The organism is Vibrio sp. YT-18 (assembly GCF_033337345.1).
GTDB lineage: Bacteria > Pseudomonadota > Gammaproteobacteria > Enterobacterales > Vibrionaceae > Vibrio > Vibrio alginolyticus.
Window position 1 is genome coordinate 162,827 of sequence record NZ_JAWOQO010000005.1, and the last position, 25,326, is coordinate 188,152.

Annotated in this window: 20 protein-coding genes and 2 tRNA genes; 14 read left to right on the plus strand and 8 right to left on the minus strand. The window is 43.0% G+C overall.

All coding sequences use genetic code 11. The features are described from left to right. Positions 1-5 precede the first annotated feature (5 nt). From tssH to R7M72_RS09160, 7 genes are all read left to right on the plus strand, one after another. Complete coding sequence (tssH, locus tag R7M72_RS09130) at positions 6-2,573, plus strand: type VI secretion system ATPase TssH (RefSeq protein WP_064369230.1); 2,568 nt, start codon at positions 6-8, stop codon at positions 2,571-2,573. 208 nt (positions 2,574-2,781) lie between these two features. After that, a complete protein-coding gene (locus R7M72_RS09135) occupies positions 2,782-3,261 on the plus strand; it encodes an Hcp family type VI secretion system effector (RefSeq protein WP_005375967.1) in 480 nt (159 codons plus the stop codon). A gap of 49 nt (positions 3,262-3,310) precedes the next feature. Then, positions 3,311-5,146 carry a type VI secretion system tip protein TssI/VgrG gene (tssI, locus tag R7M72_RS09140; RefSeq protein ID WP_053349933.1) on the plus strand — a complete coding sequence of 612 codons (1,836 nt, stop codon included), beginning with the start codon at positions 3,311-3,313 and terminating at the stop codon, positions 5,144-5,146. A gap of 11 nt (positions 5,147-5,157) precedes the next feature. After that, the gene (locus tag R7M72_RS09145; RefSeq protein ID WP_005375969.1) at positions 5,158-5,448 is read left to right on the plus strand and encodes a PAAR domain-containing protein; all 291 of its coding nucleotides are present in this window, start codon (positions 5,158-5,160) and stop codon (positions 5,446-5,448) included. Further along, positions 5,449-6,288, plus strand: a complete 840-nt coding sequence (locus tag R7M72_RS09150) for a hypothetical protein (RefSeq protein WP_025767716.1) — start codon at positions 5,449-5,451, stop codon at positions 6,286-6,288. It begins immediately after the preceding gene. Positions 6,289-6,649: 361 nt separating this feature from the next. Beyond that, positions 6,650-7,783 carry an exonuclease SbcCD subunit D gene (locus R7M72_RS09155; protein ID WP_025767717.1) on the plus strand — a complete coding sequence of 378 codons (1,134 nt, stop codon included), beginning with the start codon at positions 6,650-6,652 and terminating at the stop codon, positions 7,781-7,783. A gap of 9 nt (positions 7,784-7,792) precedes the next feature. After that, positions 7,793-10,849, plus strand: a complete 3,057-nt coding sequence (locus R7M72_RS09160) for an SMC family ATPase (protein ID WP_315957186.1) — start codon at positions 7,793-7,795, stop codon at positions 10,847-10,849. 59 nt (positions 10,850-10,908) lie between these two features. Here R7M72_RS09160 and R7M72_RS09165 read toward each other — a convergent pair whose 3' ends face one another. Continuing rightward, entirely contained in the window at positions 10,909-11,289 is a 381-nt protein-coding gene (locus R7M72_RS09165; RefSeq protein ID WP_005387498.1) for a cystatin domain-containing protein, read from the minus strand. A 307-nt stretch (positions 11,290-11,596) separates the two neighbouring features. Between R7M72_RS09165 and R7M72_RS09170 the strand changes: the two genes are divergently transcribed. After that, on the plus strand, positions 11,597-12,130 hold the full coding sequence (locus R7M72_RS09170) for a lipocalin family protein (RefSeq protein WP_318056143.1): 534 nt from the start codon (positions 11,597-11,599) through the stop codon (positions 12,128-12,130). Positions 12,131-12,337: 207 nt separating this feature from the next. Here R7M72_RS09170 and R7M72_RS09175 read toward each other — a convergent pair whose 3' ends face one another. The 5 genes from R7M72_RS09175 to R7M72_RS09195 form a co-directional block, all read right to left on the minus strand. Next, entirely contained in the window at positions 12,338-13,333 is a 996-nt protein-coding gene (locus tag R7M72_RS09175; protein WP_042520988.1) for a succinylglutamate desuccinylase/aspartoacylase family protein, read from the minus strand. Between the two features lie 110 nt (positions 13,334-13,443). Continuing rightward, positions 13,444-14,976: a putative basic amino acid antiporter YfcC gene (yfcC, locus tag R7M72_RS09180; RefSeq protein ID WP_005387492.1), complete on the minus strand. Its 1,533-nt coding sequence runs from the start codon at positions 14,974-14,976 to the stop codon at positions 13,444-13,446. A gap of 212 nt (positions 14,977-15,188) precedes the next feature. Continuing rightward, complete coding sequence (locus R7M72_RS09185; protein WP_132936424.1) at positions 15,189-15,509, minus strand: c-type cytochrome; 321 nt, start codon at positions 15,507-15,509, stop codon at positions 15,189-15,191. A 78-nt stretch (positions 15,510-15,587) separates the two neighbouring features. After that, positions 15,588-16,592 (minus strand): low-specificity L-threonine aldolase, encoded by a 1,005-nt coding sequence (gene ltaE, locus R7M72_RS09190; protein WP_132936425.1) that lies wholly within the window; start codon positions 16,590-16,592, stop codon positions 15,588-15,590. Positions 16,593-16,614: 22 nt separating this feature from the next. Next, positions 16,615-17,130, minus strand: coding sequence for an NUDIX hydrolase (locus R7M72_RS09195; protein ID WP_017820203.1), 516 nt, complete (start codon positions 17,128-17,130; stop codon positions 16,615-16,617). Positions 17,131-17,399: 269 nt separating this feature from the next. Between R7M72_RS09195 and R7M72_RS09200 the strand changes: the two genes are divergently transcribed. From R7M72_RS09200 to dld, 6 genes are all read left to right on the plus strand, one after another. After that, complete coding sequence (locus tag R7M72_RS09200; RefSeq protein ID WP_213886024.1) at positions 17,400-19,061, plus strand: ATPase RavA domain-containing protein; 1,662 nt, start codon at positions 17,400-17,402, stop codon at positions 19,059-19,061. 9 nt (positions 19,062-19,070) lie between these two features. After that, positions 19,071-20,525, plus strand: a complete 1,455-nt coding sequence (viaA, locus tag R7M72_RS09205) for an ATPase RavA stimulator ViaA (protein ID WP_315957184.1) — start codon at positions 19,071-19,073, stop codon at positions 20,523-20,525. Positions 20,526-20,729: 204 nt separating this feature from the next. After that, a tRNA-Cys gene (locus R7M72_RS09210) sits at positions 20,730-20,803 on the plus strand. Positions 20,804-20,840: 37 nt separating this feature from the next. Further along, a tRNA-Gly gene (locus R7M72_RS09215) sits at positions 20,841-20,916 on the plus strand. 239 nt (positions 20,917-21,155) lie between these two features. Then, positions 21,156-22,058 carry a LysR family transcriptional regulator gene (locus R7M72_RS09220; RefSeq protein WP_315957183.1) on the plus strand — a complete coding sequence of 301 codons (903 nt, stop codon included), beginning with the start codon at positions 21,156-21,158 and terminating at the stop codon, positions 22,056-22,058. Positions 22,059-22,440: 382 nt separating this feature from the next. Beyond that, positions 22,441-24,147 (plus strand): D-lactate dehydrogenase, encoded by a 1,707-nt coding sequence (gene dld / locus R7M72_RS09225; protein WP_065275338.1) that lies wholly within the window; start codon positions 22,441-22,443, stop codon positions 24,145-24,147. Positions 24,148-24,287: 140 nt separating this feature from the next. Here dld and R7M72_RS09230 read toward each other — a convergent pair whose 3' ends face one another. Both R7M72_RS09230 and R7M72_RS09235 read right to left on the minus strand, forming a co-directional pair. Then, a complete protein-coding gene (locus R7M72_RS09230; RefSeq protein WP_017820198.1) occupies positions 24,288-24,596 on the minus strand; it encodes an AzlD family protein in 309 nt (102 codons plus the stop codon). Beyond that, positions 24,593-25,324 carry an AzlC family ABC transporter permease gene (locus R7M72_RS09235; RefSeq protein WP_017820197.1) on the minus strand — a complete coding sequence of 244 codons (732 nt, stop codon included), beginning with the start codon at positions 25,322-25,324 and terminating at the stop codon, positions 24,593-24,595. The genes R7M72_RS09230 and R7M72_RS09235 overlap by 4 nt, the downstream gene beginning before the upstream one ends. Positions 25,325-25,326 lie beyond the last annotated feature (2 nt).

Consider the following 25,326-nt stretch of genomic DNA (forward strand, 5'->3'; position numbering starts at 1 on the left):
ATGTAATGGCTTCACTCTCACTTTCAGCGTTGGTCGAAAGATTGTCTCCTCAGGCTAAGGAAACACTTGAACAGGCAGCTGCGATGGCAAGCTCCCGAACTCATCACAGTATTGAAATGTCTCACTGGTTAATGATGATTATCCGCCATCCTGACGATATTTACTCTGAAGTTTTTGACGAATTTGATGTCGATAAAATCAAGGTTGAAACCGATATTCAAAAGGCATTAGAAAAATACAAAACAGGATGCCAGTCGGTGCCTGGGCTATCAGCTCATACGGTGACTGTTATGCAAAATGCCTTGTTATCTGCAACCATTGAATTCAATCAAGAACAGTTGGGGTGCATCCATCTTTTATTTGCCTACTTGTCTGATGATACGTTAGTCAACATGGCTGGTTCGATTAGTCCTGAACTAAACAAGATAGAACCATCTCGCTTATTGAACTTTAAAGAAAGTAATGCGCCTCAATCAAGATCGAATGACTTAGCGCAGTCAAACGCGAATTCCGCCTTGAATCAATTTACAACAGACCTTACTGAGCAAGCTAGGGAAGGTAAAATAGATCCGGTGATTGGCAGAGATAATGAAATTCGCCTAATGATCGATATTTTATTAAGACGCCGACAAAACAACCCGATTCTTACGGGAGAAGCAGGTGTTGGAAAAACAGCCGTTGTTGAAGGTTTGGCGCAAAAGATCATTGATGGCGATGTACCTCCCGCTCTGCAAAATGTGGCAATTAAGTCTCTGGATTTGGCGTTACTGCAAGCCGGTGCAGGCATGAAAGGTGAGTTTGAAAACAGGCTTAAGAACCTTGTGAAGGAAGTAAACGACGCTCCACAGCCTATTATATTGTTTATTGATGAAGCTCATGGCCTAATTGGCGGTGGTGGGCAAGCGGGCCAAGGTGATGCGGCGAATATTCTGAAGCCAGCATTGGCGAGAGGCGAACTCAGAACGATCGCGGCAACAACGTGGGCAGAGTATAAAAAGTATTTTGAAAAAGATGCAGCTTTAACTAGGCGTTTTCAAGTCGTAAAGGTTGATGAGCCAGCCCCTGAGCTCGCGATCGAAATGTTACGAGGCTTACTTGATGTAATGGCACAACACCACGATGTTCATATCACTAACCAAGCTCTCAATGCAGCGGTCCAACTCTCAGCTCGATACATTAATGGTCGTCAACTGCCAGATAAGGCGGTTTCTGTTTTGGATACGGCCTGTTCTCGAGTTGCGTTAAGTCAGTCATCTACACCGGGAGGTCTAGATGCGAAAAGAAACAAACTTAAAGCAAAGCAAGCTGAGTATGAGCATCTTAGCCAAGAGAATCGATTAGGAGCATCTCTTGATGTGCAGCTCCAAGGTGTCCGAAAAGAGATTGATGCGCTATCTAATGACATTATTGAATTAGAGGTACTTTGGGAAAAAGAAAAAGAATGGGTAAGTGAAGCTAAGTCACTTAGAACCCAAATAATCCAGGAGGGTTCTGAAACTGCTAGAGACAAGTTACAAGAGCTTGAAAATAACCTTTCCGCTAACTCACAGCCGTTAGTTTTTTCGCATGTAAATGAAGCGCTAATCGCAGAAGTTATTTCGGATTGGACCGGTATACCGCTGGGTAAACTTCAGGATGATGAAATCCAAGCAGTATTGGGTTTGAAAGAAAGTTTGTGTAAGCGAGTTGTCGGGCAGGATCACGCTTTAGAGCTCATGTCTGAAGTGATAAAAACCGCGAGTGCGCAGCTCACGGATGAGACACGACCAAATGGTGTATTTCTCCTAACCGGACCAAGCGGAGTGGGTAAAACCGAATCGGCTTTGGCGATTGCAGAGAAAGTGTATGGTAGTGAAGAAAATGTCACGACTATCAATATGTCGGAATTTAAGGAAGAGCATAAAGTCTCATTGCTATTAGGTTCTCCTCCTGGTTATGTCGGTTATGGAGAAGGAGGTGTACTGACTGAAGCTGTTAGACGTAAACCTTATAGTGTAATTCTCCTCGATGAAATGGAAAAAGCGCACCCTGGTGTTCAAGATATTTTTTATCAGGTATTTGATAAAGGCTCAATTAAAGACGGTGAAGGTCGAGATATAGACTTTAAAAACACTATTATTATTATGACCGCGAACACAGGGACCGAAACGACGATGTCTTTGTATTCTGATCCTGATTTAGCTCCTGAGCCGTCAGCACTAAAAGATGCTTTACGCGATGATTTGTTGGTTGACTTTAAACCAGCATTTTTAGGGCGTGTGAATGTATTACCTTATTTGCCTCTATCAAGAAAAGTATTGATAGAAATAACAAAATTAAAGTTGGATAAAATTACGACTCGTATTCGTAAGCACTATAACGCTGACCTGTTTTTTGATGAGGAACTAATTAATGATATTGTAGACAATAGCAATGAGTCTGGGAGTGGTGCGCGTGTGGTACAAACAACCATAGAAAATACATTGCTTCCGAAGATTTCTCATGAAATATTGCATGCAATTCTTAATGATAAGACGTTTGATGAAATTATTGTTAAAGGTACAACTAGTGGACTTGATGTCTCAATAGTTTAACATCCTTTACACTCTCAATAATAATTGGGAGTTGGTTCATATTAACTATTATTTTTTATAAAAAACGCTTAAATTAAATCTTATTTAAAGATATAACAGGGCGTATTTAAAATGAAGTTTTTGATACATTAATCACTAATTATCACCAAACGTCAGATAATTAAATTATTACGATATATGTCAATTAATAATGCTATAGGAGATTAGCATGCAGTCTAATACGTATCTTAAATACGCAGATATTAAGGGTGAGGCAACAGCCGAGCAATACAAAGATTTGATTACACTACTATCTGTAGATTGGAGTGTAGGTCGTGAGATCTCATCATACACTGGTACAGCGATGGACCGTGAAGCGAGCGCTACTCGTCTATATGATTTGACTATCACTAAACTTCAAGACCGTTCTTCTCCTGACTTATTTAAAGAAGCGACGATTGGTAAAGGTAAACCAGCGGTTTTCCATATTACTAAGCAGGGTGAGAAGGTTGAAGAGATCATGAAGATCGAACTGACTGATGCGATGATTTCTAACTACTCAGTTTCTATCCAAGACGATCGTCCAGTTGAAACTATCACAATTTCTTACACAGAAATGATGATGACAGTGACTCCTACTGACGATAAGAACAACACTTCTGCTCCATTGGTATACGGCTACAGTGGTGTTAAAGGTCAACAAATGTAATTTTCATGCGGGGGAGTATTCCTCCGCATTTTTTTGAAAGAAGTATTTAATGAAAAGAGCAACTCAAGATAACAATTTCATCCGAATTTCTTCGCCATTCGGTAAAGATGCCATCATACTAAACTCGTTTGAGTATAGAGAAGAGATCTCAGAACTTTTTTCATTGCGTGCTAAAGCTTACTTTAATGATCAACGAAGTGAATTAAACGAAATTATTGGTAAGGAAGTTACCATTACCCTTGAAAATAATGAGGATGTTTCTTCAAATCCTCGTTATATGCATGGTTATGTTTCTGCTGCAAGATTAGAAGGGAAAAGGGTTTCTAATACACATAAAGGCGAAAATTATAAAAACATAGAATTATTAATAGAGCCTAAATTACGTTTCGCTGAATATCGAAAAAATTGCAGAATATTTCAGCATAAAGATATAAAGGAAATTATCTCTGAAGTACTATCGGAGCATAGTGTTGCCTTTAGTTTTGAGTTAACCAAGTCCTATCCTAAATACACATACAAAGTACAATATGAAGAATCAGATCTTGAATTTGTTCGACGTCTGTTATCGGAGGAGGGGCTATCATTTTGTTTTACACATACTAAGTCTGCCCATACGCTCAATATTTTTGATGACATCAGTTTTTATAAGCCGGGTACTGAGTTTTTAGTCGATTTTGATACAGGTACGGCGAAATCTAGCCACATTTCTTCTTGGCATGAAACGCAAATTCTGACTACTAAAGCGAGTCAAAAGTCAGGCTATAACATGCTCAAGCCTTCTTCGAATCCTAAAAATGCTGCAAAGGGTGAAAGTGATTTTTTTACAGTACCTGGAAGCGAGTATTTTGAATACATGGGTGAAATGGAGAGCAATGATCAATACGCACTGAGAAACACGCATGCAATAGAAGCACTACAGCAAAATGCATATTTGTGTCGTGGCGAGGCTACGTGCAGAACATTCAGTGTGGGCAAGTGCTTCAAGTTTAAAAAGCATGAAGATAAATCTCGAGTCGGCAAAGAATATGTACTGTCTTCTGTTTTTTTGTCTGCTGCTGTTTATAACCAGACTGGTCAAGGTGGGACCGGTGCGCAAGGTGTCAAAGTCTCGTTTAGTTGTGTTGACTCAAAGACAATCCTGCGTCCTTCAGTTAACTACCCGAAACCTCAGATGAAAGGTTTGCAAACCGCAGTAGTTACGGGGAACAAAGATGGTGAAATTTACATAGACAAACATGGCCGTATCAAAGTTCAGTTTCACTGGGACCGTGTTGGTAAATACGATGTAAATAGTTCATGTTGGATTCGTGTTGCGCAAAATATTGCAGGTAACGGATGGGGGTCGGTGTTTCACCCTAGAGTCGGACAAGAGGTCATCGTCGAGTTTGTTAACGGAGACCCTGATCAACCAATCGTTACGGGGTCACTATATAACGGTAGTCAACTCCCTCCTTACGCTTTACCAGAGCAAAGTTCTCAGAGTGGTTATAAATCACGCTCTGTACAAAAAGGTACATCCAATTTTAATGAGTTGCGCTTCGATGATAAGCCTGGTGAAGAGCACATTTATCTTCATGCTGAAAAACTGTTCCAAATGCTAGTTGAAGACTGTGTTGATATCGCTGTTGAAAACAGTAAAACCGAAAAAGTGACCAATGATGTTAATCAAGAGGTTGGTCAGAACGCGAGCTTGAAAGTAGGTAAAAACTTTTCGAATGAAACGGGTGAAGTACTGTCTTTTAATGCAGGAAAGAGCGTCGAGATCAAAGTAGGTGGTGCTTCTATTCAGATGTCTAGCTCTGGAGAAATCAATATCAAAGGTAATAAAATATCCATTAACGGCTCAGCTATTGCTCTTAAAGCTGGGCAAATTTCATTGAACTAAGGTGATTTAAAGTGGGTAAACCAGCCGCAATTTTGGGCAGCTTTCATCTTTGCCCTAAAAAAACAGGAAAGATACCGCATGTCGGTGGTCCCGTCGTTGTTGGTTCACCAAACGTAACGATTGGCGGGATACCTGCGGCAAGACAAGGCGACAAGCTTATTTGTATCGGTCCTCCGGATAGTATCTCAGCAGGTTCTTCTAGCGTAACAATCAACGGTAAACCAGCCGCAAGAGTCGGCGATTCAACGTCTCATGGTGGCAAAATTCTATCTGGTATGCCTACGGTTTTAATCGGAGGCTAGATGCCACTCGCATTTCAAACGCATCTTCTATCCTTTAATGGCCGTTCACACACCGTTCGCGAGATAGCTGATGATTCTTTTAGATTGTCCGAGGAAATCCGACCCCCTGACTTTGCTCAATCAATAGATGAGCATATATTAAGCCTCGTGCGCTCTGAGCGCGAGAGTCTTGAGCAAGCTGATATCAAAGGGAATCTCTGTGTTCTTTTACCCTCTTCGGTAGACAAAAGCTTGCTTAAAGCATTGATAAGCGAGCTTTCTATTTTCGTTGACCAAACTGTCAATACTGAAATTTACTTTTATCCTTATGGCCAAGCTGCATTTTTGATGGCACTAAATCGGATAAATCGTGAAGTTAATGAAACGCAAGCGACTTGGATACTGGCTATAGAGGTTACGAGTGATGTAGAAGGGCATGTCAAACCTCAAAGCTCTATCATTTTAACCAAGTGTTTTTTTCGACATTCAGGTCTTGTGCCTGATGTTGTTCGAATTGACTTAGATGCCAAACAACAACGCATCGCCGTGGACAAGGTGTTTAAGCAATTAGGAGTAAGTTGTGAACATCCACTCAGTCAATTGTATTTATCCGTTAATAAGGAAGAACCGCAATGGTTAAACTCAATGCAATTCTTGTCTCCGTGGGTGACCGATCAAACTCAGTATCAATTTGTTGATATCAAACTTGGCGGATTGGGTGCATGTGGCGGCGTTTTAAAAGCGTTAGTGATTGATGAGCTTCAAAGAAGCAGCCCCTGCCCAGACTTTCACGTGTTGCAAGCGGACATCGAGTCAGATGGCTATGCGGTAGGAGTAATATACAATTGGCGTAGTGAATAGGTCTGGCTATTGCTTTTCCTTCTAGTAGTAGCTGAGGTTTTAGTGATGCAAATGTTATGGGGGATTGACTCGAAACTGGCCCTTTAATGATGTTTGGACAATGACTAGGCGCAGCTTGCTTTTCAAAATAGCTTTGCTCACCGCGTTTTTACAGTGTTCTTCTCGCTTTCTGATTAAATAGCCAGCCATAGAACACAAACCACATGAAAAGCTGTTCGACTCAAGATATCCTTACCGAAATAAAATAACTTGAGTTTTGGCTTGTTCGAGATCCCACCCGTGACGCATTCCTTTTTATAAACGGTACATGGACTCTGACAGAAGCAAGCCTACTCATAGAATTGGCGGAAAGTGAATTCGAATGAAGTTTATCCACACCTCAGATTGGCATCTTGGTCGACAATTCCACAACGTATCACTACTCGAAGATCAACAAGCAGTACTCGAACAACTGATTAACTATATTGAACGCAACCCCGTCGATGCAGTTGTAGTGGCGGGAGATATCTATGACCGTTCGGTGCCACCAACGGTTGCAATAGAACTGTTAAATCGAGTCGTGAAACGCATTTGTACCGAGTTAGAAACACCAATGATATTGATATCTGGCAACCATGATGGTGCAGAAAGGTTAGGTTTCGGCTCAGAGCAAATGAAAAATGCAGGTCTCCATATTGTTAGCAACTTTGAAGATATGCTCACTCCCATCATCATAAAAACGGACTCTGCGGATGAGGTCGCGTTTTATGGTATGCCTTATAACGACCCTGAACAGGTCAGGTTTGCCTACAAAGCCTCGGTATCCACTCATGATGAGGCTCATCAATTGCTTGTTGAGCAAATTAAAGAGCGCTTTATCTCTACGCAAAAGCGCGTGCTCGTGAGTCATTGTTTTGTTGATGGGGCCATCGAGTCAGACTCTGAACGACCATTATCTATTGGTGGCTCTGATCGCGTGAGTCATGAACACTTCTTAGATTTTGACTACGTCGCACTTGGTCATTTGCATCAGCCTCAAAAGAAAGGCGCAGAGCATATCCGCTACTCTGGCTCACTCATGAAGTATAGCTTTGGTGAACAGAACCAGAGAAAAGGTTTCACGTTAGTTGAACTGGACAAGAAAGGATTTGTTTCTGCAGAGCATATTGATCTTACGGCTCCTCATGAAATGCGCATTGTAGAGGGCGAGCTGGATAAAGTTATTGATCAAGGCAAAACAGACCCTAAGAATGAAGATTATTTGTTAGTTCGTTTGATGGATAAACATGCGATTTTAAACCCAATGGAAAAACTTCGTTCAGTGTATCCAAACGTTTTACACCTTGAGAAACCTGGCATGTTAATTGGGGTAGAGCAGGAAATGGCGCAAGCAAAGTTGGCGCGAAGCGAAATTGATATGTTCCGAGATTTTTTTATTGAGGCGCAAGATAGCCAGTTGTCTAAAGAGCAAGAGCAAGCTGTTACTGACATTATTAAGCAATTATCACAGCAATAGGGACCAAAGATGAAACCAATTAAACTTACCATGCAAGCCTTTGGTCCGTTTGCAAAAACCGAAGTCATTGACTTTGAAAAGCTTGGCCGTAACCCTCTGTTTTTGATTAATGGTCCTACAGGCTCAGGTAAAACGTCGATCTTAGATGCCATTTGCTTCGCCCTTTATGGTGAAACCACAGGTAATGAGCGACAAGGTATTCAGATGCGGTGTGACTTATCCGCGCAAGATTTACCAACCGAAGTAGTTCTCGAATTTTCGTTACACGGCAAACAATACCGAGTTGTTCGATCCCCTGAGCAGGAAGCGCCCAAGGCCCGTGGTGAAGGGATGACGATTAAAAAGCACACTGCGGCTCTTTATGAACTCGGTGAGACTGAAACGCTTATCACCAGCAAGACGACTCAGGTTAAAACTGAAGTTAGCAATATTATTGGCTTGAATGAAACTCAATTTCGTCAAGTTATGGTGTTGCCTCAAGGAAAATTCCGAGAACTGTTGCTTGCTAGCTCTAAAGAGCGTGAAGAAATTTTTGGCCAGCTCTTTCAAACTGACATATATAAAAAAATTGAGTACGCGCTCAAAGATAAAGCGAGTGCAATTAGTAAAGCGAAAGGCGAATTTGATAATCAAATTCGAGGTGCTTTACAAGTTGCAGAAGCGAGTTCTGAACAAGAACTATTACAACAACTGGAACAAGTAACTAAGCAATTAGAGTCTGATAAAAAGAATGAGCAAGCAGCGTTAGATAAGCTCAATACTGCTAAATCTGAATTGCAAAAAGCGGAAACCTTGAATGGAGAGTTTTCGAAACGAGAGCAAGCAGAAAGCGCACTCAAGCTGCATCTAGAACACTCAGATTCGATAAAAGCTCGTCAACAGCAATTAGAAAACGCTAAAAATGCCAATAAGATAGAGTTGCCCTATATCTCATTACAAAATGCAAAAGCTCAAACGCAAGAGCTTAGGCAAAAAATCGTAGCTTTGAAAGAGAGTCTCGAAAAAGCTCATGTCGTTGCGAGAGAACAAGAAAACTTGCAGCAAAGTGCAAAAGAGGCCGCGGCAAAGGTCCCGCAGTTAACGCAACTGCAGTATCAGCTTGAAAGTACGAAAAACAAGTTGGTCGAGAAAGACAATTTGGAAAGTAAAATAACGGCGGGTTATCAACAAAAACAACAATTTGAAGCAACGTTAAAACAGTACATAGAACTAAAAGATAAGTTAACGTTACAGGCCCAGCAGGGACAGAAGGAGCTAGAGAAAGCACGAGTTGATGTTGCGCTTATTGGCAGCATCGATGCGGAAATAAAACAAAAACAACGGCTGCTACAGGATCTAAAAAAGCTGCATGATCTTACTTTAGAGCTCTCTAAACTCAATGCGCTAACTGTAGGTAAGCAGCAGTCACTAAACGAAGCCAGTCAGCGCTATATGCAGTGTCAACAAGACGCTGATACGATAGAGCTTAAGTGGCACAACGCTCAAGCAGCAGTATTAGCGCAGCGACTAAAAGCAGGTGAAGCATGCCCGGTGTGTGGTAGCGAAACGCATCCTAACCCCGCAACGTTTGTTGAAGAAGCCGTTACAAAAGAGCAAGTTCAGGCGGCTAGAGCGAAAGAGCGAGAAGCTCAAACCTTGTTGAACCAACTAAGCAATCAGCTAGAACAACATAACGTTGTCATTAGTCAGTATCAGAATCAGTGTAACCAGTTGAAAGAGGAGTTGGGTGAGTATGCTACATCTGAGATCTCGACGGTTCAAAATGATTTGCAAGCGCTTAATGCTCAACTCCTACGTCTACAAGCTATTGATATTGAAAAACTAGAAAGGAACGTTGAACAGCTTAATCAACGCTGCGTCGTGGGTGAAAATAAAATTTATGAGCTGCAGAATAAAATGGCGGCAAATGAATCAACCGTTAAAGCGAACCAAGAACAATTGGCTCAATTACAAGCTTCTATTGACCCAAAATACAGTTCCGCTGACTTGCTTGAACGTGAAATTTTGCTGACAAAAGAGCAAATTCTGAGTTTGAACACAGGCTTAGAAAAGGCGCAAACCGCTTTGCAGCAAGCGATATTGGAGAAATCAAATGCGGAAAGTCACTTAGCGACGAACAAGCAGTGGTTATCTGAGTCAGAGCAAAAACTTAGCCAAGCAGAATTAGCATGGAATGAGGCACTACAGGCGAGTAAATTTGAGGATGAAAGCCATTATCTAAGTAGTCGAGTGGGAGATGATGAACTTCAAGCCTGGCAGCAAGAAATAGACAGTTTCAAACAGGCACAAACCAAGCTTGAGCAAACACTACATGATTTAAATCATGCATTGAAAGATCTTGAAAGGCCTAATTTGGAGTCGTTTAACGACAGGTTAACCACTCTGCAGGCGCAATATATTGAAGTAAGGAATCAACTTGATACCACACGCTCAATATTTGAACGTCTTGAAAAGGTTCGTAAAGATATTGCCGTGTTGCATGAGAAAAATAGTAAGTTAGAAGAAGAATACAAAGTCTTTGGTACGTTGTACGACGTTGCTAGCGGTAAAACAGGCAGCAGGGTTAGCCTACATCGCTTTGTTCTTGGTGTACTGTTGGATGATGTGCTGATTCAGGCCTCTCAACGCTTAAGCCTTATGAGTAAAGGGCGCTATATTCTTGCTCGAAAAACAGAGGGCTTCAAAGGCGCAGCGGGTCGCGGCTTAGATTTAATGGTTGAAGATGGCTACACAGGAAAAACGCGTGATGTTGCGACACTTTCCGGCGGTGAATCATTTATGGCAGCGCTTGCTCTGGCACTTGGTTTGTCGGATGTTGTGCAATCCTATAGTGGCGGTATCCGTTTAGACACTTTATTTATTGATGAGGGCTTCGGTAGTTTAGACCCAGAGTCTTTAGATCTTGCTATTCAAACGCTAGTGGACTTGCAACAGACTGGGCGCATGATCGGTGTTATTTCTCACGTTTCTGAGCTGAAAGAGCAAATGGCGCAGAGGATTGATGTTGAACCATCAAGACTTGGTTCAACGGTGTCGATTAAATCTCAATGTCGCTTCGCTGTCTAATTCAGTGATTACTGTTAGATCAAAAAGCCCCTATTGTTAGGGGCTTTCTGACTAAGTCGCTACTGTTCGCAAAAGTGGCCTTCTTTTGGCGATTGGGTAATCGCATATTCGCCATCGAGGTTGCGATAAACAATCGTGTTCCAAACAGAGCCATCATCCAATTCAAACTCAATAGCATAGTTGACGCCGCTAACGATTTGCGCGTGAACATTCAGTATTTGTTTAAACGACGCTATTGTGTCCATTTTCTTTAAAACAAAGGCCATTGCCTTTTGTGCATCAGGGGTCGCGTTAAACTCATTCCACCCACCTGGCATGTTTCCTTGTGCATTACATACATCTGCCGAGGTCGTTAATTGTGTCGTTTCGCTCGGCTTTTCCTGCTGACAACCTGCAAGTAACACCAAAAGTGCACAAACTGACACTGTTTTTAATTTCATAACAATAACCTCTGTCTATAACGCAACGTATTATAGGAGGGTGATATGCCTACGAATGTCTATGTTGTGCAAAGTTTCTATATGCATAGGGTTAAATGCTGACAAAATGTACAAGCATGGTCAGCTTGTAAGTCAAAAATAGAGCAATCTTGTTATCGATTTGCTGAGATGACGAGGTTTCGGTGTTCAGCGCGCTATTGATGATGAAGAATTGTGATGTGTACCTATGAGGGCGATGGTGCGGCTTAGTGATCGATTTGTTATCTTCTAGAGTAAAATCAATCACTAATTAAAATTTAGGTGTTGTATGAAATCGATAAAAATATTTTTACTTTTGTCACTTGCAACTTTATTTGGTTGTACTTCGAAGCCGGATGGGGTGGAACCCGTCAATAATTTCGATTTAGAGCCATATCTAGGTAAGTGGTACGAAATTGCACGCCTAGACCATTCATTTGAGCGAGGCTTATCCAACGTTACCGCTGAGTATCAGGTTCGCGAGGGTGGTGGGGTTAAGGTGATAAACCGTGGATATTTCGAAGAAGAGCGACAGTGGTCAGAAGCTGAAGGCAAAGCTTATTTTGTTGAAGATAAAACGGTTGGACACTTAAAGGTTTCCTTTTTTGGGCCAATATACTCTTCTTACATTGTTTTTGAGCTAGGTGAAAACTATGACTATGCGTTTGTTTCCGGTTACAACCACGACTATTTGTGGCTATTGTCTAGAACGCCTAACGTTGATGAGAAAGTAGTGGAGCGCTTTAAGTACGTAGCTAAAGAGAAAGGTTTCGCTATCGACGAGCTCATTTTTGTTGAACAAGAGAAACAAAGACAGCTTTAAGTTCATCAGCGTGGCTGAAAAAGCGGACAGAGGGGAAGCTTCCTAATTAAGAGCTCAGTTTGTCATTTCGCTTAACAGTAATTTGTTACGGCGTAACTTAATGTGGTCAAAATGGATATAGCCCCATCATTTGTGATTACTCGTGATGGGGCTTATATAAATTTGAGTGAGCGTCGAAAGGTTGCTCTATCAACAAACGGTTATGGTTTACTTAATCAAACGAACGATCAGGGAACCTGGTGCTCGAATAGATTCAACATTGTGGCTAAGTACTGTGCCGCTTGTTGGGGCGGTGTAGCGTTTAATCTCAGCGCCAAAGCTGTCGTATTGAATCGCAAGAAGTTGACCTTGCTCGACAAAATCCATCAAACTGACATGAGGCAGTACAAAGCCGCCGTGTGTCGCTTTCACACTGATGATTTCGTTTCCTTCCAAGCATGACGTAATAGGGTCCATATCACCTTCAACAATGTTATGCTTTTTCAGCACATTAAAAATGCCTGTTACAGTTCGACTGATAAGTTCTTGCTCGGTGTATCGCCCCATACCTACTTCAACAGTAATGCTTGGGACACCATGGTTATTCCAGACCGTTTCAAGGACGCCAGCATCTCCAGGATCATTTAAAATCGCATCAGGATTAATGAGGCGAGCCATTTCTAATGATTGCTCGATTCGGAAATCTGCAAACACGTAAAGTGGATAGGCAGCACCACTGGTTTGAGTGTGAACGTCAATGGCTAAATCAGCATTTGGCTTGAGCAAATCATTCCACAATGCATATAAGTAACGTTGGGCCTCATTGCCGTTTTGGTCACCAGGAAAAAAGCGGTTTAAGTTTGCAGGAGACGCATCAGGGTCTGCGGAATAGAAATCGCGGCTGTGGTTTAGCATACCAGGCATGTTAATGGTTGGAACAATAGTGACAGTACCAGCGACTTCAGTGCCGATGAGCTCTCGAGCAGTTTTCTGCGCTGCTAACACACCATTGTACTCATCACCATGAACCCCTGCGGTAATCATGATCTTCTTGCCAGGTTTTTCACCTTTGAACACTAGCACAGGTAGGTGTTGCCACTGAGAGAGAGCATTCGTTGCGATGCGAAACCAAAACTTATGCTCGCCCGAATTTAGGTCTGCTACATTGAGAGATTGAATCACTTGATGACCTTGAATCACGTCATCGAGAAATTGTGTTGCCATTAAAGTTACCACTCCAAAACCATAAGCTAATCTAAAACCTTAGCGTCGTCATACCATGAATATTAATAAGGCGAGAACATGTCTCGCCTTAATTACCAATTGGCTTCGTTTTACGCAAAACCCATAATATGAGCTGCGATAACGACGATACTTGATAGGGTAAAGAGTAATAGAATAAATCGCCAGCAGAATTTTGCCCAGTCACCCCAGTCGATACGGCAGACACCAAGCGTTGCCATGAGAGATGCCGAAGTAGGGACGATAACGTTAGTAAAGCCATCGCCAAGTTGGAATGACAAAACTGCCACTTGGCGCGTAACTCCTGCAATGTCTGCCAGAGGGGCCAGTAGAGGCATCGTTAGTGCCGCTTGTCCAGAGCCCGAAGTGACGAAGAAGTTGAAGATAGATTGGAATACATACATTAACCATGCCGCAGCCACGTCAGGAAGCCCGCTAATCACGCCGCCAGCACTGTTTAGAATTGAGTTCAGTACACTCGCTTCATCAGTTGTACCACCACCAAGGATCAACAATACACCTTTTGCACAACCCACTAACAGGGCAGGTGCAAGCATAATAGCTGCACCTTCTTTAAATGCATCAGCTGCGCAGTTTAGCGTCATACCGTTCAGGCGGAAAATCGTACCGATGATCGCGACAACAAAGCCCATAGTGAAAAATTGAGACGCGATTTCTGGGATGTACCATGCGTTAGCGACTACGCCCCAAACGACCCACACCGTGGTCGCAATAACCGTAAGGATAACGAGTGTGTCACCTAGGTTCCAACGAGAATCTTGATTGCCAAGCTCTTGCTGACGGAAATACTGGTCTGTGCGATGGCTGTAAGAAAGTTTAGGATTTGACTTCACACGAGCGGCGTAGATCATTGTGAAAGCGATACCGATTAACGTAAAGCCAGCCCATAACCCCATGCGTACTGTCATGCCGGATAAAACAGGTACACCCGCAATGCCTTGCGCAATAGCTACGGAAAAAGGGTTCATCCAAGAAGTAGCGAAGCCAATTTGAGTCGCAACATAGGTAACCATTACCGTAGTGATACCATCATAACCAAGGCGAACCATAAGCGGCGCGATAATAATCGCAAACGCTACGGCTTCTTCACCCATACCAAATACCGCACCGCCTAGCGAGAACAGCAAAAATAGCACTGGAATGAATAGCGCTTCGTTACCTTTGGTCTTATCGATAAGGCGCAGGATACCGTTATCGATTGTGCCTGTGCGCATTACAACGCCGAAAGCACCGCCGATAACCAACATGAACATAATCACGCCGATCGCGCTGCCCCATTTAGAGCCAGAAACTAGCCCTTCGAAAGGGAAGTTCATCAAACCAATGCCACCACCAGAAGCAAACAGGCCAACCTTGTTGTAAACCAATTCACCGTTTTCGTCGGTTGCATAAGAGAAAGAAGAAGGATCGATAACTGTGCGAGTTTTTTCTGCACCGTCGACCATGTAGGTCACCTGTTGGCTATCAAAATGACCAGCAGGAATTAAGTAGGTAAGAATCGCAGCAAGAATACCAACAATGAAGATCAAAATGAGGGTATCTGGCATCTGCCACGACTTAGGGGTAGCAACCGAGTCTGCTGGTTGCGCATGTGTGTGAGACATAACTTACTTCACGTCAAATTCAATAAAGCATGAAATATCGATAAAATAGAATAAAAAGTCAATATTAATGCTTATGTTGAACTATAAATTCATCAAATATTTGAAGTGAAGTTAATTTGATTGTTTTGTGGCCAAATGTTGGGTTAATGTTTCAATATGTGTTGAGTTTGGATGATTCACGAGCTTTCATAGTACATCTACAGGTGATCTAATCACTTGATTTCTGTCTGTTCTGCATAAAAAGCAGCGACATCACGAAGGTCTTCATCATTTAACATTTTTAACTGTGCTGCCATCATTTCTGCAAGTGGCCCTTTACGCTCACCGGCTTGATAAGATTTCATTGCATTGTAAAGGTACTGAGTATTTTGACCAGCAAGGCTTGGATAGGTGTTGTTCGTTGCGATGCCTGTAACACCGTGACAATAGACACAGCTAGGTGATTTGATTTTACCTTTATCAGCATCACCAAACGGCTCGGCATGGATAGCGGAAGAGAAAATAAAAGAGATTAGAAGTACAAATCTGAGCATGGAGGTTATCTATTCGCTAAAAATCATGCCGATACAATAAAGCTTCCCCTTAGGGGAAGCTCAATGATCAAAATCAAATTAAAGTAGAGATTTTATACTTGATAAGAAAGTGTCGATGTCTTTCGCTGAAATATCTTTATGAGTTACAAAACGAATTGGATTTCCAGGGGTTATCGTGATGTTTTGTTCCTTTAGTTTCGCAGCGATACTTACTATGTCCACTTGAGGATCAAGCTTCGCGAACACGATGTTCGTTTGAACAAATTCAGGGTTGACTGAAAAACCAGGCAGTTCTGCTAAACCTTCCGCTAAGGTTTTTGCGTTGATGTGATCTTGTTTTAGCTGTTCCACTTGTTCGGTAAGGGCAAGTTTGCCTGCTGCGGCAAGAATACCCGCTTGACGCATACCACCGCCGACCATCTTTCTTAAGCGACGTGCTTTTGCGATGTAGTCTTTGCTACCAAGCAGTAGCGAGCCAACAGGGGCAGCCAGACCTTTCGACAGACAGATCGTCATTGAATCAAAGTACTGACCGATCTCTTTTACCGGAACATCAAGTGCAACGGCTGCGTTAAAAACGCGAGCGCCATCTAGATGCATCTGCAAGTTATGTTTATTCACGAAGTCACGTGCTTCTGTTAAGTAAGACAGAGGTAGTACTTTACCATTAATTGTGTTTTCTAAGCTGAGAAGCTTAGTGCGAGCAAAGTGACAATCATCTGGTTTAATCGCAGCAGCCAGTTTATCAAATGGTAGCGTGCCATCTGGGTTATTTTCGACTGGTTGAGGTTGAATTGATCCCAAAACCGCCGCGCCACCAGCTTCGTATTTGTAGTTATGTGCTTGTTGCCCACATAGATATTCATCTCCCCGCTCGCAATGCGCCATTAAACCGAGCAGATTGGCTTGAGTGCCTGAAGTGGTAAACAAAGCTGCTTCGAAACCAGCAAGCTGCGCAGCAAATTTTTCAAGCTCATTGACCGTAGGGTCATCACCATAAACATCATCCCCAACGGGGGCCTTAAACATGGCTTCTCGCATGGCTTGGGTGGGCTGTGTAACGGTATCTGATCGAAAATCCATGAATGTCTCCTTGGTCAAAGTCCTAAATATATCCGCAAAGGCGCGCTTTGCTTAAGCAAGCGATCGTTTTGGCATCGGTGATCGTGCCATCGACAATCTTTTCTTCGAGTTGCTTGATTGACAAGGTGACGACCTCAATCACTTCGTCTTCATCGCACTCGTAACGGTTCGTTTTGTTAAGCTTTTCGGCAACAAATAGATACTGTATCTCATCACAAAATCCGGCAAGAGGGGTGACTTGGCCGAGAGACGTGAATTTCTCTGCACTAAACCCAGTTTCTTCCTCTAACTCTCTTTTGGCGCAGCAGAGTGGCTCTTCGTTGCCTTCTCTGGTACCAGCAGGAAGTTCCAATAGCCATTTATTAAGTGAAGGCCGAAATTGGTGGACAAGGACAATCTCACCCTCCGCTGTAATAGGGAGAATCACCGCAGCACCCGGATGATGGATTGTGGTGTGCGTAATTGCCTGTCCTGTAGGAAGCATAACGTCTTCTTCAATCAGAGAAATTTGCTTCCATTTATGAATTATCTTGCTCATGCAGTTATGAACCCTAGCTGTTACCGCATTTTTGACGTTTTTCGACATTAACCACAAATGGTGGGAAACAAAAGCAAAAAATACTGCAACACGACGAAAGCGTTTGCACTTTAAGTGAGCAATGTCTCATAAATGGAAACTTTGATTGCTTCGTCAAGATGGGGAAAAGCATCTGCTATAAGGGGAATTCGACAAAATACATTTGTAACAAAGTGATAACAAGTGTATAAAAATATTAACGCAATACCACTTCAGCAGCCGGAGAACGTATGACACAAACCTTATTTGCCTCAAATGCCGAAAAAGCGCTTCTCTCAGAACGCATCAATAAATTGGCGAAAGCGTTAACGGATGGCGTTTATGAGCGTGAACATACGATCAAGCTCTGCCTTCTTGCTGCACTTGCTGGTGAAAGTGTTTTTCTTTTAGGCCCCCCTGGTATTGCAAAAAGCTTAATTGCCAAACGACTCATCCAAGCGTTCGATAACAGCAGTTACTTCGAATACCTGATGACGCGCTTCTCAACCCCTGAAGAGGTGTTTGGGCCACTGAGTATCCAAGAGCTAAAAGACAACGGCCGTTATGTTCGCTTAACTAAAGGGTATTTGCCAACTGCACAAGTCGTATTTTTGGATGAAATCTGGAAGGCGGGCCCTGCAATTCTTAATACATTGCTGACAGTGGTTAATGAGAAAACATTCAAAAATGGCAGCGATATCGAGCGTGTGCCAATGCGCTTGTTGGTATCGGCTTCCAATGAATTACCCGATGAAGATAGTGGATTGGATGCGCTCTACGACCGCATGTTGGTGCGTGTGTTTGTGAATCGAATTCAGAATAAACAAAACTTTAAGTCGATGTTGACTGTGGGCACATCGCAAGAGGCACAAGTACCAGAAGGCCTAGCGATAACTGATGAAGAATATCATCAATGGCAACAACAGCTCGACAAATTGACGTTAACCGACAATGCATTCGAAAAGCTTTTCCAGCTTAAAACGATGTTAGAAGCCAAAGTTGAAGCTCAGTTTGGTGATGTGGCCAATACCGACATGTATGTCTCTGACCGCCGCTGGAAGAAAGCCGTGAAGTTGTTAAAAGCGAGCGCGTTTTTTAATGGTCGCGATGAAATCAATCCGCTTGACCTTCTACTGCTGCAAGATTGTTTATGGAACAGTCCTGAATCGCGAGATGTGGTACGTGAAGTGGTTCAAGAGTTCGCCTTAAAACATGCATTTGATCAACAAGACGCGGAGCAGGAAATTGAGTACTGCCGAGAGTCTTTGGTTGATGTTCAACATGAACTTGAAGATGCCTACCGCATGACGTTAACGTCTGAAGCGGCAACGGGCATTTTGCGTAAAGAAACCATGCGCTTCGATACCTCTAAAGCCAAGATGTACAAAGTTGGCGCAGCCGTTAACTTAGTTAAATTGGTTGTCTTGCAAAGCAACATGTCGGTTTCAGAATCAGAAAAAGGTGATAGCCGCTGGGTTTATGTACCCAAAGATGAGTTAGATCGAGTCATTAAAGAGGGAAGCGGTGATGTGTATGGCTACGTCAATCAAAACACCAACATGTGCCGTTTACGATTTGACGTTGACGCGGCGAATAACCTAGTTATCCGTGATATCGCGAACCGAGGCATTCTGGTTAGCCTAGTGACTCAAGAGGGCTTGGATGTAGAGCTTTACCAAAAGTGGTTAACGCAGAGCGAAAAAGCCGTAAATCAGCTTAGTGAGGCAGAACACCATATGCGCAAGGTGAAAGCGAACTTTCATGATGCGCTTCCGCATAGCTTTGTTGATCCTGAACTACCCCGCCTTATGGAGTCGAGTCTACAACAGGTCAGTCAGAGACTTGAATCAATCCAAGCAGAAAGTGAAAAAGTTATCCAACGCTTTAAAAACTTAAATCAGTTTTTCTCATAAGGAGACGACATGCTAGGTGCAGACGGACTTAACCTCGCGCTGATGGTGGCCGACTCCGGCATCATCGATAGCGCAGTTAATGATTTGATGGCTCGTTCACAAGTCATGATGATGGCAGAAAACCGAGGTGTTAGATCTTCGGTCAAAGGTCACTTGTTAAAGTGGCGAGGCAGCGTCAAAAAACGGATCACCAAGGTATGTGAGACAGAGCGTTTCCAACAAGAGCTGTCTTTATATCAAGAGGTTATTCATTGGGATGAAGAGGCGTTTTTTGAAAACATCGAAGATGTGATTAAAAAGCTGGAATGGCACTCTGCGTTTTACATGCAAGCTCGCCGAATGATGGAAAAGAACAAAGGGATGAATAACCCTATGTTCCCTCATTACTTTTGTGATCAATGGTACAAAAGCCTCACCGATGCTATAAAACAAGCGCAAGTAAGCGAGCTTGAAGCCAATAAAGAAAAGGTGCTGAATGACCTGTATCAACGTATGGAAACCATGCGTAATATGGATAAAGTCACGGAGTCGGGTGACGCTGAAAGTGTAGGGCGCCTGTGGGATATGGCATCTGCCAAGTTGAGTAAAACAGACTTAACGGTGATGAAACGCCATGCTGAGTTTCTGAAGAAGCACCAAGGCTTGCAAGAAATTGCGGAGCAACTCGGTCGTATGGCGGGGCAAGTAAATGATCCTGAACTAAATCGTGCGCCCACTGAAGAACTTCAATTGGTCGAAGAGAAAAGTGATGAGGCGACGGATGATATTGTCGGTATTCACGAAAGCGATGATCTAAATAAGCTACTTCCCAACGAAACGATGTTTTTGGCGTATCCTGAACTTGAAGTTGTGTTCTATAAACACTTAGTTGATAAACGGCTCATGAACTATCGTACACAAGGCAAATCGCGCACGTTACGTAAAGTTAAAGCTCACCGACCTGACCATAAAGCGGTAGATATCGAAAAAGGCCCCTTCATTGTTTGTGTGGACGCGTCCGGTTCCATGAGTGGCTTTCCTGAGCAATGCGCCAAAGCCATGGCTTATGCTCTGATGCAAATCGCACTAGCGGAGCAACGTGATTGCTATGTCATTATTTTTTCTACGGAACACATTACCTACGAACTAACCAAACAAGATGGTCTGCGCGAGGCGGCGGACTTTCTAACTTATAGCTTCCATGGTGGTACAGACTTAGAGCCAACTTTGATTAAATCTATCGACTTGATGAGCGGTGATAAATATAAAAACGCAGACATGGTAGTCATTTCCGACTTTATCGCGCCAAAACAACAAGACGAGTTACTGGCCAAAGTGGATGCGCTCAAAGCGAAGAAAAACCGTTTTCACGCGATTAGCTTATCGAAATACGGAAATCCTGCATTAATGTCGATGTTTGATCACACTTGGTCTTATCACCCTAATGTTGTGGGAAGATTGCTAAAAAGGGTCAGCAACTATTAAACGCCTTAATGTTTCATGGGACAAAACGAACTGAAAGCGAGATTTATATTGCTTCGTTTTAAGCCAATAAGATCGAACTTTGGTCGAATTGACTTAAAAGAAATCAAACGAACAGAAAATGAAATGTTTTTGTTTGACTATCTTCTCTCAATCCGTAAAGTAGCCACCAACGCAACGGGGTAGAGCCCTGAAGCGTAATAAAAAGGCGCCTTGGCAGAGTGGCTATGCAGCGGATTGCAAATCCGTGGACCTCGGTTCGACTCCGGGAGGCGCCTCCATTATTCTTTTGAGAGTGAATGGCTTTCGAGAATAAATGCGACACTAGCTCAGTTGGTAGAGCGCAACCTTGCCAAGGTTGAGGTCACGAGTTCGAACCTCGTGTGTCGCTCCAAATTATTCAGATATGGCCATGGCGGTATCTCGATGCCAAGTGCATCAACTTAAAACCAGCGAAAGCTGGTTTTTTTGTATCTGAAGACTGATAAATTCACACCATCTCTTTTTCATTACCTGTGAGCTTAGCAACCCCATCTCTGTCACGAGTTTCTGATATTAAGTGTGACCCGATGTTTCGCACCTCAGCCAATTTCAGTTTACAATACGGGCTTCCAAAGGATTTGACGAAGACGCATGAGAAATACCGACGATTACATCATTTTTTATCACTTGATCGAGCAAGGTTCATTCAGTGCTGCCGCGAGACATATGTCACTGACCAAATCGGTCGTCAGTAAACGGATTGCCAAGCTTGAACAAGAGCTTGGTGTACAGCTTCTCTACCGAACAACGCGAACGCTAACGTTGACTGAAGCAGGACGAGCGTTTTTTACTCATGCAAAAGCGGTTTATCAAGCGGTGGCAACGGCGGAAGAATCCATTGTGGGTTTAGGTAAAAACTTATCTGGAAACATTAAAATTTCGGTGCCTACTATCTCTGGTGAATTAATTCTTCCTCAAGTGATTAATGAATTTAATCAGAAATACCCAGACATCAATATCGATATGGATCTAGATAATCGTTTCGTCGATATCGTGAATGAACGTTTTGATTTGGCAATTAGAACGGGTGTGTTGCCAGATTCTAGTCTGATTGCAAGAAAGCTGGTGGATGCAAATTGGATCATTTGCGCGTCACCCCAATACCTAGCTAAACATGGCATACCTAAACAACCTCAAGCCTTGGCTAAACAAAATTGTTTAGTCTATTCCTACCAAGAAACCGGAGCGCATGAGTGGGCGTTTAAAGATGGAGACGAGGTATATCAAATCACCGTCGACGGTAACCTCTGTACTAACAATTCTTCTGTATTGAGAAATGTGGCGCTGTTAGGGCAGGGAATCATCTATGTGCCGCGTGTATTGGTTTATGAAGACTTAAAGCAAGGCAGTCTGATTCAGTTATTTAAAGACGAAACAGCCAAATGTTTGGGTATTTATGCGGTGTACCCTTACACTCGTCAGCAACCAGAAAAAATTAAGATCTTTATCGATCATCTATACACAAGCTTTCAAAGTCAAAACCATCGATTTTAAGCCAATAACTCAACACCGATCGTTATGTTGGTGTTGAGCTTATGTTTCCATCTTCATTTCTAAGAGTCCTCTTAAATTTAGGAGCTTACGCTTCTCCTCGTTTTCTTCACTAATATTGATAACAAGATACCCCGCACAACTGTTAACAAATGGTTTTGCTATTGTTTCTTTTAAGAAACGGTCTGTTTCTTACGTTAAATTTCTCAAATGTGAAAGATAAGTAACAGAAAAATAAAGAATTATTTTGTTTGTTGTTTATTGATTACGTATTGTTCGTCCGCCTGACATAGACGCAGAGAAATGGACTGCTTATAGTGGCTCAAACGCCATGCCTGCCGCTAAGCGGTGTTGTGAGCGAAGTACAATAACTAGAGATACGGATATGAAACAAAAGCAGCTGATTGAAGAATTTAAAACCATCGTGGGGGAAGAAAATGTTCTAACCGACGAGGTTAAAACGAAATATTACCGCTCGGGGTTTCGTTCGGGTAGTGGTAATGCGCTTGCTATCGTGTTTCCTAACACTCTTCTAGAACAATGGAAGATTATTAAACAGTGTGTTGAAGCAAACTGCATCATTATCATGCAGGCGGCTAAAACAGGTTTAACAGAGGGCTCAGCTCCGAGTGGTAATGATTATGATCGCGATGTGGTTGTGATCAATATTACCAAAATCAAGAAGATTCACTTATTAGATGGTGGTAAGCAGGCGGTTTGCTTGCCTGGTGCGAGCTTACACTCTTTGGAGAAAGAGTTGAAGGCAGTGAACCGAGCACCGCATTCTATCATCGGCTCTTCATCGCTAGGTGCCACTGTGGTCGGTGGTATCGCCAATAACTCAGGCGGTGCGCTAGTTAAGCGTGGTCCTGCTTATACGGAACTGGCGATCTACGCGCAGGTCGATAAGCAAGGCCAGTTACATTTGGTGAACCACCTTGGTATTGAAGGATTAGGTGAAACGCCAGAAGAAATTCTAACAAACCTGCAAGAAGGGAACTTTGACCCAGCGAAGATCATTCATGATGAGCGAATGGCATCAGACAGAGAATACGATGAACGTGTTCGAGACGTGACTTCTGACATTCCTTCTCGCTTTAATGCCGATGAACGCCGATTATTTGAAGCCAGTGGCTGTGCTGGCAAGTTGGGTGTTTTTGCCGTTCGGGTTGACAGCTACCCAGTACCCGAAAAAGAGCAGGTTTTTTACCTTGGCACCAATGACCCTGCGAAACTAACGAAGTTGCGAAAAGACTTCTTATCTACGTTTGATAACTTGCCTGAGATGGGAGAATACTTGCATCGAGATATCTTCAACATGGCAGAGAAGTACGGCAAGGATGTGTTCTTATCCATCGACTTGTTAGGCACAGATAAGCTGCCAAAAATGTTCGCACTTAAAGCTAAGGTAGAAAACTTCTTAGAGCGCATCCCGTTTGTCAGTAAATATCTGCCAGACACCATTCTGTACTACGCGAGCAAGTTGTTCCCACAACATTTACCAGAGCGAATGCTGGATTTCCGTGACAAGTATGAGCATCACCTGGTATTGAAAATGAGTGATGGTGGTATTGCTGAAGCACAAAAATACCTCAAAGAAGTTTGGGCTGTTGAAGACGACTGTGATTTCTTCGAGTGTACGCCGGAAGAGGGTAAAAAAGCTTATTTACATCGCTTTGCAGCAGCAGGTGCAGCAATTCGTTACGAGACGATTCACCGAAAAGACGTAGAAGACATCGTTGCACTTGATATCGCTTTGCGACGTAATGATGAAGAGTGGCTAGAAACTTTGCCTGAAGAGGTAAGTAAGAACCTTGTTCAAGCGCTCTATTATGGTCACTTTATGTGTTACGTCTTCCATCAAGATTACATTTTCAAAAAAGGGACTGACACGAAGTTGATGAAAAAGCTGATGCTTGAGCACCTCAATAGCCGTGGTGCCAAATACCCAGCAGAACATAACGTGGGTCACTTGTATGAAGCCGAAAACTCGTTGCAGAAGTTTTACCACGAATTAGACCCAACCAATACCTTTAACCCTGGTATTGGTAAAATGGACAAATATAAGCGCAATTGTAACTGCTGTGCGTAATGTGCTGTCTCACCATGATTAATAATCGTTGTTCATCGTTAAAATGATGAGCATAAGATAAGCCCTGATGACACTTGTGACATCAGGGCTTTGTGTTTTGGGTCTTTTATTGATGACTGGTATCGGCTTTGAAACAACGACTAAAGAGCACGTACTGCAGCGGCGGCGATGATGCCTGCTGCGATTGCGGGTAGAGGCTTTTTCACGATGAACATGACAACGGCAGTAGAAAACAGTGCTGCTCTAGCACCGTTATCACCCTCTACTGCTAGCGGAGCTAAAAGGGCAACCAATACGGAGCCTGACATCGCAGTAATGAAACGTTGAACCCGTTCGCTAATTGGAATGAATGACATAACATACACTCCGCCCCAGCGGGTTATGAGCGTGACTAACGCCATAGCGATAATGATAAGCAGTGTGCCACCTAAGGTTGTTTCGATGTTCATGCTTTCTTCTCCTTCCAACAAGCACCCAAGACTCCGCCAGTAATGGCGCCAACCACTACGTGGCTATTCTCTGGCAAATACCAATACGCCAACATAGAAGAGGCTGCTGCTATGGCCCAAATAGCAAAGATTCTTAAGTCTTTCGGCCCGGCCACCACCATAGACAGCAGGAAGCATCCCATAACCATATCGAGCCCTAGGCCCACCGGATCTTTGATTGCGCTACCAAAATAAATGCCGATCCAGGTGCCCACAATCCAAAAAGACCACATCGCTAAGCCGCCACCAACAAGCAAGCCAAAGCCTGGTTCTTTTCTACCAAATGCATTGAGTGCCATTGCCCAGTTAGCGTCTGATGCTACCAGCATTACACCGTAACGTTTTGTTGGTGGGAGTTGTCGTAACCATGGATAAAGTGTAGCTCCCATCAAGAGGTGACGAGCATTAATAGCAAATACAGTAATAAGAACTGGAATGAGAGGGACTTCTGCTCCCCACATTTCTAACGTGGCAAATTGTGAAGCACCGGCGAAGACCAGTGTGCTCATCAACATAGTGGGAAATACATCTAGTCCAGTCTGTACCGCAGCAACACCGAAAGCGAGGCCAAATATGACCACGAACATAGAGAGGGGTAAAAGTTGGGTGAAGCCGTTCCAGACGTCAAGCCGATTAAATTCGTGCAACTCAGTGGAGGAGCGTTGAAGATGTTGAGTATTTTCTGTCATAG

Coding starts and splice junctions, on each gene's coding strand:
- tssI (WP_053349933.1), top strand. CDS start 3,311: ATGAAAAGAGCAACTCAAGATAACAATTTCATCCGAATTTCTTCGCCA.
- R7M72_RS09155 (WP_025767717.1), top strand. CDS start 6,650: ATGAAGTTTATCCACACCTCAGATTGGCATCTTGGTCGACAATTCCAC.
- dld (WP_065275338.1), top strand. CDS start 22,441: ATGAAACAAAAGCAGCTGATTGAAGAATTTAAAACCATCGTGGGGGAA.
- R7M72_RS09165 (WP_005387498.1), bottom strand. CDS start 11,289: ATGAAATTAAAAACAGTGTCAGTTTGTGCACTTTTGGTGTTACTTGCA.
- R7M72_RS09200 (WP_213886024.1), top strand. CDS start 17,400: ATGACACAAACCTTATTTGCCTCAAATGCCGAAAAAGCGCTTCTCTCA.
- R7M72_RS09150 (WP_025767716.1), top strand. CDS start 5,449: ATGCCACTCGCATTTCAAACGCATCTTCTATCCTTTAATGGCCGTTCA.
- R7M72_RS09220 (WP_315957183.1), top strand. CDS start 21,156: ATGAGAAATACCGACGATTACATCATTTTTTATCACTTGATCGAGCAA.
- tssH (WP_064369230.1), top strand. CDS start 6: ATGGCTTCACTCTCACTTTCAGCGTTGGTCGAAAGATTGTCTCCTCAG.
- viaA (WP_315957184.1), top strand. CDS start 19,071: ATGCTAGGTGCAGACGGACTTAACCTCGCGCTGATGGTGGCCGACTCC.
- ltaE (WP_132936425.1), bottom strand. CDS start 16,592: ATGGATTTTCGATCAGATACCGTTACACAGCCCACCCAAGCCATGCGA.
- R7M72_RS09170 (WP_318056143.1), top strand. CDS start 11,597: ATGAAATCGATAAAAATATTTTTACTTTTGTCACTTGCAACTTTATTT.
- R7M72_RS09230 (WP_017820198.1), bottom strand. CDS start 24,596: ATGAACATCGAAACAACCTTAGGTGGCACACTGCTTATCATTATCGCT.
- R7M72_RS09185 (WP_132936424.1), bottom strand. CDS start 15,509: ATGCTCAGATTTGTACTTCTAATCTCTTTTATTTTCTCTTCCGCTATC.
- R7M72_RS09160 (WP_315957186.1), top strand. CDS start 7,793: ATGAAACCAATTAAACTTACCATGCAAGCCTTTGGTCCGTTTGCAAAA.
- R7M72_RS09195 (WP_017820203.1), bottom strand. CDS start 17,130: ATGAGCAAGATAATTCATAAATGGAAGCAAATTTCTCTGATTGAAGAA.
- R7M72_RS09235 (WP_017820197.1), bottom strand. CDS start 25,324: ATGACAGAAAATACTCAACATCTTCAACGCTCCTCCACTGAGTTGCAC.
- R7M72_RS09135 (WP_005375967.1), top strand. CDS start 2,782: ATGCAGTCTAATACGTATCTTAAATACGCAGATATTAAGGGTGAGGCA.
- yfcC (WP_005387492.1), bottom strand. CDS start 14,976: ATGTCTCACACACATGCGCAACCAGCAGACTCGGTTGCTACCCCTAAG.
- R7M72_RS09175 (WP_042520988.1), bottom strand. CDS start 13,333: ATGGCAACACAATTTCTCGATGACGTGATTCAAGGTCATCAAGTGATT.